We start from the raw sequence: 3,449 nt of genomic DNA on the forward strand, positions 1-3,449 counted from the left end.
GTCGTGATCGCCACGACATTTCTCCTGCTCGCGCTCGCCAAGCTCCGTCAGACCGGCCGCGGCGCCTGGTGGCTCGCCATCGGGCTCGCCTTCGGCGTCGGCATGTTCTCCAAATACACCACGATCTTTTTCGCCCCGAGCATCCTGATTTGGCTGTTGCTGGTGCCAGAGCAGCGCAAATGGCTCGTGACGCCCTGGCCGTGGATTTCCGGCGTCATCGCGCTTGCCGTATTTTCGCCGACGCTGATCTGGAATGCGCAGCACCATTGGACCTCGGTGCTCTACCAGTACAATCGTCTGGTCGTGCACGAATGGTCGCTGCGCTATTTCGGCGAATTTCTCGCCGCGCAGATCGGCATGGCGACACCATTCGTATTTGTGCTGGGCGCCATGGGCCTCGTCGGTCTGTTGCGCGGGCAGGGCGGTTCGTTCAGCGCGCGCGTGCTGATCAACGCGATGATCTGGCCGATCCTTCTCTATTTCGTCTGGCACACTTTCCACGGCCGCGTCGAAGGCAATTGGCCCGAGCCGATCTTCGTGCCCTTCGTCATTGCGGCCGCCGTCGCGGTCGAGCGGATCAAATGGGAAGGCGTCTGGGCCACGGTCGAGAGGATCTCACAGCGGCTCGCCGTGCCGGTCGGACTTGGGATTGCCGCGGTCATCTATGCGCAGGGCGTGTTCGGAATCGCTCCGCTCGGCATGGAGGATCCCACCGCGTCGAAATTGGGCGCCGGCTGGAAGGAGCTCGGTGTGCAGATGGACGAGGCGCGCAAACGCATGGGCGCGCCCATTATCCTTGTCTACGATTATGGCCTCGCGGGCTGGCTGTCCTTTTACCTGCCCTCGCATGCGCCCGTGGAGCAGATCAATCTGCGCATGCGCTATGTGAATGCCCCCGAGCCGGACCCGGCGCTGTTCGACGGCCCGATCATGTATACCTGCACGGTTCCCTGCGCCGACATTCCGACGCTGCAAAAGCGCTTCAGCAAGGTCGAGCTTGTCGACCACCTGACCCGCAGCCGACATGGCGTTCTGCTGCAGGATTATGACATCTACCGGCTGACCGGCCCGATCGGCCCGCCGCTTGATCCGCCTTAACAAGATCGCGTGTTAACCCGTCGCGCGCGCGATGGATTTGCGCTTGAGGTCGCTCCCATTGACTCCGCCTGTGGAGGATGTAACGCCAAGGCGGCCGGCGAAGGGCTGGGCAGAGGAGGTGGATGCCGGTGGTTTTGGATGCGCGCGTCAGTCCGCGGCTTTCCATCGTCGCGCCCTGCTATAACGAGGAAGCGGGGCTCGAGGAGTTCTATCGCCGCATGACTGTGGCGGCGCAGGCGACCGCCGGTTCCGACTACGAATTCGTCCTCCTCAACGACGGCTCGAGCGATCGCACCTGGGCGATCATGACCGACCTGGTGCGGCGCGATCCGCATGTCGTCGCCGTCAATCTCGCCCGCCGCCACGGCCATCAGCTTGCGATCACTGCCGGCCTTTACACCTGCCGGGGCGAGCGTATCCTGATGATCGACGCCGATTTGCAGGACCCACCGGAACTCCTTGCCGACATGTGGCGCCTGATGGACAGCGCCGAAGCCGATGTCGTCTATGGCGTGCGCCGCCAGCGCGAGGGCGAGACCATGCTCAAGCGCGGCACTGCGGCTTTGTTCTATCGGCTGATGCAGCGCATCGGCCATGCCGACCTGCCGGCCGATGCCGGCGATTTCCGGCTGATGACCCGGCGCGTGCTCGACATTCTCAATTCGATGCCGGAGCAGCATCGCTTCATCCGCGGCATGGTGAGCTGGATCGGGCTGCGCCAATTGCCGATCCAATACGATCGCGCCGCGCGCACCACCGGCGCCAGCAACTATCCGCTCGCGCGGATGATCGGGCTAGTCGGCTGATTCAGCTAGATCGAAGGGTATAGGTACTTGAGTTTGACTCGAGCGGATTGGGTTGTGAATTGCCAGTCTGCCTTTGTGTGATTGGCATTTCGGTCGTGTTCCCAAGCGGCGATTTCCTCGATGAGGGTCTGTTTGTCTGGGATGCGGCGATCGAGACACTGAGCGGAGAGGACACCGAGTTCGGATTCCGCGAGATCGAGCCAACTGCCGTGCTTAGGCGTGTAGTGCCATTCGAAGCGCTCGACCAGCCGTCTGGCTTCGGCGGCCGGAAAGGCTTCGTAGAGTGACGCCCTGCTGTGGATGTTGAGATTGTCCTGGACCAGCACGATGGTCTTGGCGTACGGGAAGTGGCGATCGGCCAGATCTTTCAAGACGTGAGCGTAGTCGACGGCGGTGTGGCGGTCCGTCACCTCGACGTGGCGCCAGCCTTCGAGCGGCGCGAACAGCATGAACAGGTTGGCGGTGCCGTTGCGCTCGTACTCGTAGTCGATGCGGGCTGCACGTCCTCGTTTCATCGGGATTGGCGTGCGCGTCTCGGCAATGAGTTGCTTCGAGGTCTCGTCCAGGCACACCAGCGGGTAATCGGCATTGTGCGGCCGAGTGTAGACGGCCAGCACATCTTCCATGGCGGCTACGAAGGCGCTGTTGGCCTTCGGCGGGATGACCCAGCATTGCCTGCGATGCGGCTTGAGACAGTTTTTTTGAGTGTGCGTCCTATCGTTGAGTCGCTTGCGCGCTCGACAATGCCGAGTTCCACGACCTTGCTCTCCAGCAGGCGCAACGTCCAGCGGGCGCGCCCCTTCGGCGGCTCGGAGCACGCCAGGGCGATCAGCTTGGCTTCCTTCTCGCCGTCGAAAATCGCAGCGACGGGCGGTGTCATGCGCCGCTTGCGGCTCAACACCGCTTCGAAGCCCTCTTCCACCAGTTGCTTGCGTACCCGGTAGATCATGGACGCACTGGTGTCCAAGGCCTGGATGATCCGGCTGTCGCTCCAGCCTTCGCCGGCCTCCGAGACATCGGCCTTCAACAGAATGCGCGCCTTCAACAGCCGCTTCGCCGGGCTCTTTCCTTTGCGGATCAGCGCTTGCAAATGCTCGCGTTCCCCCGCGCTCAACCGCACTACATACTTCTTTACCGAAATGTCCTTTCCCGCCATGCCCGCCTCCGTCGCCAAATCGCGACCGAAGCGAATCATCTATTCCTTTCAAATTAGTTGAAGCGGGCGACTAGTACCAGAAGGTGCTGATGCGAAAAACGTATGGCGCTGGATATCCGGACACGCTCCCAGCCTTGCTAACATGGTCGCAAAGGAACGCTTCAGCGTCGGCAGTGACCGACGCTACGTCGACGCTGACTCGGCACGCTTTGCAGGACCGCGTCCTGCGCGTGGCGGGCGGGCTACGTAAGGCCGGCATCGGCGCCGGCTCCCGCGTCGCGCTTTGGTTGCCGAACGGCGCCGACTATCTGGCTGCCATCTTCGCTTGCGCTCGGCTTGGCGCGCTAGCCGTCCATATCAACACGCGCTTTCGTGCAGCCGAGGTTGGC

The 3,449-nt window shown here is 62.6% G+C and carries 4 protein-coding genes; 3 read left to right on the forward strand and 1 reads right to left on the reverse strand.

Translation table 11 applies throughout. The annotated features are described in order from the left end of the window. On the forward strand, positions 1–1,098 hold a 1,098-nt coding region (locus VK804_RS16485; RefSeq protein WP_325372099.1), incomplete at its 5' end, for a glycosyltransferase family 39 protein. Between the two features lie 122 nt (positions 1,099–1,220). Next, positions 1,221–1,904, forward strand: coding sequence for a glycosyltransferase family 2 protein (locus VK804_RS16490; protein WP_325372101.1), 684 nt, complete (start codon positions 1,221–1,223; stop codon positions 1,902–1,904). Positions 1,905–1,909: 5 nt separating this feature from the next. Here VK804_RS16490 and VK804_RS16495 read toward each other — a convergent pair. After that, a protein-coding gene (locus VK804_RS16495; RefSeq protein ID WP_325372105.1) for an IS630 family transposase occupies positions 1,910–3,060 on the reverse strand; the annotation gives its coding sequence in 2 pieces (ribosomal slippage) (positions 1,910–2,598 and positions 2,598–3,060; 1,152 coding nt in all). An 89-nt stretch (positions 3,061–3,149) separates the two neighbouring features. Between VK804_RS16495 and VK804_RS16500 the strand changes: the two genes are divergently transcribed. Next, on the forward strand, positions 3,150–3,449 hold a 300-nt coding region (locus VK804_RS16500; protein ID WP_325372103.1), incomplete at its 3' end, for an AMP-binding protein.

It is taken from the genome of Bradyrhizobium sp., from assembly GCF_035484855.1.
GTDB lineage: Bacteria > Pseudomonadota > Alphaproteobacteria > Rhizobiales > Xanthobacteraceae > Bradyrhizobium.